This window comes from Sulfitobacter sp. UBA1132, from assembly GCF_002311545.1.
In the GTDB taxonomy this organism is placed as follows: Bacteria; Pseudomonadota; Alphaproteobacteria; order Rhodobacterales; family Rhodobacteraceae; genus Sulfitobacter; species Sulfitobacter pontiacus.
The window spans coordinates 1,954-5,998 of sequence record NZ_DCAN01000003.1; the positions used below are offsets into that span (position 1 = coordinate 1,954).

A 4,045-nucleotide genomic window follows, 5' to 3' on the forward strand; every position below is an offset into this window, starting at 1 on the left:
TTTGCGGGGCTGTTCAACGTGGGCATCATGGGGTTTGTCGCCCTTGGCGGTCTGGCCGCTGTGCTGATCGGCATGCCCCCCACGCAAGGCGCATGGTCCGCGGGGGGCTGGGGGATCCTCACCGCTCTGCTGATGGGGGCCGCGACGATCATTCTGGCGGTTCAGGTGATGAAACGCATGGCCAAGGGATGGCTGCGCACGCTGGTCGTTCTGGTGGTGCTGGTGGCGGGGTTCTTTATCTTCCGCGCCCTGCTCGACCCGTCGGTAAGCGCGGTCGAGGCCGTGAACCCCGCGACCACCGGCTACCTTGGCGGGCTTGGCCTGCCGGTGATCATCGCCTGGCCCGTGGGCGGGCTGTTTGCAGCCGGAGCGGCCTGGCTGATCGGGAAAACCGCGCTTGGGTTACGGTCGGATTACCTAGCGATCGCGACCCTGGGCATCGCCGAGATCATCATCGCCGTGCTCAAGAACGAAGACTGGCTGTCGCGGGGCGTCAAGAACGTCATTGGCATCCCGCGTCCCGTCCCCTATGAGATCGACCTGCAAAATAACGCGGGCTTTGTCGAACAGGCGGCCGGCTTCGGACTGAACCCGGTAGAGGCATCGACGCTTTGGGTGAAGTTCCTGTATGTGTGTCTGTTCGCCGTGGTGCTCTTGGTGCTGATGTGGCTAAGCCAGCGGGCGCTGAATTCGCCCTGGGGCCGCATGCTGCGCGCGATCCGCGACAACGAGGTCGCGGCCGAAGCCATGGGCAAGGACGTGACCGCACGGCACCTGCAGGTGTTCATTCTCGGCTCTGCTATCTGCGGGATTGCCGGCGCGATGATGACCACGCTGGACAGCCAGTTGACGCCCGGATCCTACCAGCCGCTGCGCTTCACCTTCCTGATCTGGGTCATGGTGATCGTTGGCGGGTCCGGCAACAATCTGGGGGCCGTGCTGGGGGGCTTTCTGATGTGGTACCTTTGGGTGATGGTGGAACCCATGGGGCTGTGGCTGATGCAATTGGTCACCGCGGGCATGTCCGACGGCTATTGGCTGAAAGACCACCTGATCGAATCCGCTGCGCATATGCGGTTGATGACGATGGGGGCGGTCTTGCTGCTGGTATTGCGGTTCAGCCCGCGCGGGTTGATCCCCGAGAAGTAAAAGAAAAGGCCTTATCCCTTGCGGGATAAGGCCAGCCTTCGGCGAGGATTTATTGCCATTTGGAAGCGCGTTCAGCGTCCTTTGAACAACCCGCCCAAGATTCCGCGCACGATGCGCCGGCCGGTTGTGCCTTTCAACTCCTTGATCACCACACTCGCGATGGCACCGCCAAAGCTGTCGTCGCTTTTGGTCGTGCGTTTCGAGGTCGAGCGCGTGACCCGTTTGCCCGCATAGCGCCGCGCTGCATTGAATTCGCGCAAGGCGGGGGATGTGTCTTCGGCCTCGGCTTGTTCCTCGGCCTGTGCTGCCTCTTTCGCGGCGTCTTCGGCGCGTTTGGCCAGCATTTCGAACGCGGAGGCGCGATCAAGGCGGGTGTCGTATTTCCCCGCCATCGGGCTTTGCGCCATCAGGGCGGCGCGGGTGGCCGGATCGATCGGACCAAGCTGCGAGGATGGGGGTCGGATCAGGGTGCGTTCCACGATGCCGGGGATCCCTTTTTTCTGCAGCATGGAGGTCACCGCCTCGCCCACGCCCACATCGCGGATCGCGTCTTCGGTCTCAAAACGCGGGTTCTCGCGGTAGGTTTCGGCGGCAAGGCGCAGCGCCTTGCGATCACGCGCGGTGAAGGCGCGCAAGGCGTGCTGGATGCGGTTGCCCAATTGGCCAAGGATATCTTCGGGCACGTCTGCGGGGTTCTGTGTGATGAAATACACGCCCACGCCCTTGGAGCGGATCAGCCGCGCCACCTGTTCAACCTTGTCGACCAGCGCTTTGGGGGCGTCGTCAAACAGCAGATGCGCCTCGTCGAAGAAGAACACCAGTTTGGGTTTATCGGGGTCGCCGACCTCGGGCAGTTCCTCGAAGAGTTCTGACAGCAACCACAGCAGGAAGGTCGCGTAGAGCTTGGGCGACTGCATCAGTTGGTCGGCCGCGAGGATATTGATAAAACCGCGCCCGTCCGTGTCTGTGCGCATCAGGTCGGTGAGCGCCAGCGCAGGTTCTCCGAAGAGATCCGCCGCGCCTTGGTTTTCCAGCACCAGCAAGCGCCGCTGGATCGCGCCGACCGACGCCGACGACACATTGCCGTAGCGCAGTGCCAGGGTTGAAGCGTTTTCCCCGATCCAGACCAGCAGCGCCTGCAGATCCTTGAGGTCCAGCAGCGGAAGCCCGTCTTCGTCAGCGACGCGGAAGGCGATGTTAAGGATACCTTCCTGGGCCTCCGTCAGATCGAGAAGCTGCGCCAGCAGCAAGGGCCCCATTTCCGAGATTGTCGTCCGCACCGGATGCCCCTGTTTGCCGAACATATCCCAGAAGGTGACCGGAAAGGCGCTGTAGTCGAAATCGTCAAAGCCGATGGTCTGGGCGCGCTCTGAAAAAGGGGTGTGCAGCTTGTGGCTGGTAGAGCCTGCCTGCGCCAGACCTGACAGATCGCCTTTGACGTCGGACAGAAATACCGGAACCCCTGCGGCGGAAAACCCTTCGGCCAGGATTTGCAGCGTGACGGTTTTGCCTGTGCCTGTGGCCCCCGCGACCAATCCATGACGGTTGGCATAGCCGATGTTGAGAAACTGTTTCGTCGCGTAGTCTTCGCCACCGCCGCCGATGAAGATATCATTTGTCACGTATTTAATTCCTTTTGGGCCAATAACCTGCAGCCAAAGTGCAGGGCGAGCATACAAACTTAACCTTTTCACACCATAGTGATTTTGTCGCCGGTCGTGATGTCCTTTTCGTGCTGGCGGCACTTCCTCCCTGTCAGACTTGGCCGCGCCTTCGGGTGCGGCCCTTTTTACGTTGGAGGTCCGTTTTACGCGCTTGAAACCGCTGTGATATTTTATGTTGACGGTGCCCGAATGCTTTCGTAACGTGCTTTCAATAAGTCGGCCAAGTCCGATGGGGAGAACGAAGAACAGGGAAAAGGACGCATCGCGTCCTTTTTTCTATTTCAGCCCCCCGCGCCCGGCCTCTTCCCCGTGAAAACCTGATTAAATAGGCAATATTTTGCCTTAAATCACGATGGTTTCAGCGCTATCGTCCTGACATTGGCATTGGCGCATGGTAGATGGCGTCGAATTTAACTGATTTGGAACGAGCATGAAAAAGTATATCACACTTCTCCCTCTCTGCGCGGCGATGGCTCTGACTATGCCCGTTTCCGGTTACGCACAGACTGCAGCCACGGAAACACCCGCAGCAACAGACGCCCCGGAAACGGCGCAGCCGACCGCTGAAGCGGCACCCGCGACGGAAGAAAACACCACCACCGGCAGCAGCACCGACGTACAGTCGCAGCTGAGCCTTGGTGAAGATGCCGACGGGGAGCCGACCCTGGGCAAGCCCTACACCAAAGAGGTGATCGGTGCCTGGGAGATGCGCTGCATCAAGACCGAAGAAGAGGTCGACCCCTGCCAGATGTACCAGCTGATGGATGATGGCCAAGGCGCGCCTGTCGCCGAATTCTCGTTGTTCCGCCTGCCAGCGGGCGGTAAGGCGACAGCCGGTGCCACTGTGGTTGTGCCGTTGGAAACGGCCCTGCCCTCGCAGCTGACGCTGACCGTTGATGGTGGCAAAGCGCGCCGCTATCCTTTCGCTTTCTGTAACCCCGTTGGTTGCTACGTCCGCATGGGCCTGACCGAAGCCGATGTCGCCGCGTTCAAACGCGGGAAAGAGGCCGTGATCACCATCGTGCCCGCGCTGGCACCTGACCAGAAGGTCGAACTGTCGCTGTCGCTGGACGGGTTCACCGCAAGCTTCGACAAATCTTCGGTTGTTGAAGACCGGTAAGCAAATGTTTGGCCCTCGGGCCGTTGAGACAACAAAGCCGCCCCGTTTGACGTGGGCGGCTTTTTCATGGGCGGTATCGCAGCCGTCAGATCGCGCGCAGCGCCAGTACCGC

3 protein-coding genes are annotated in these 4,045 nt (G+C 60.8%); 2 read left to right on the top strand and 1 reads right to left on the bottom strand.

Features of this window, described 5'->3' with window-relative positions; translation table 11 throughout:
- The coding region (locus B4F27_RS00915; RefSeq protein ID WP_286758619.1) for a branched-chain amino acid ABC transporter permease at nucleotides 1-1,149 on the top strand (1,149 nt) is incomplete at its 5' end.
- Nucleotides 1,150-1,220: 71 nt separating this feature from the next.
- Here the strand turns inward: B4F27_RS00915 and B4F27_RS00920 are convergent.
- A complete protein-coding gene (locus B4F27_RS00920) occupies nucleotides 1,221-2,771 on the bottom strand; it encodes a helicase HerA-like domain-containing protein (protein ID WP_074634882.1) in 1,551 nt (516 codons plus the stop codon).
- Between the two features lie 523 nt (nucleotides 2,772-3,294).
- Between B4F27_RS00920 and B4F27_RS00925 the strand changes: the two genes are divergently transcribed.
- Complete coding sequence (locus B4F27_RS00925) at nucleotides 3,295-3,933, top strand: invasion associated locus B family protein (protein WP_005853641.1); 639 nt, start codon at nucleotides 3,295-3,297, stop codon at nucleotides 3,931-3,933.
- The last annotated feature ends 112 nt before the right edge of the window (nucleotides 3,934-4,045 follow it).

Coding starts and splice junctions, on each gene's coding strand:
- B4F27_RS00925 (WP_005853641.1), top strand. CDS start 3,295: ATGCCCGTTTCCGGTTACGCACAGACTGCAGCCACGGAAACACCCGCA.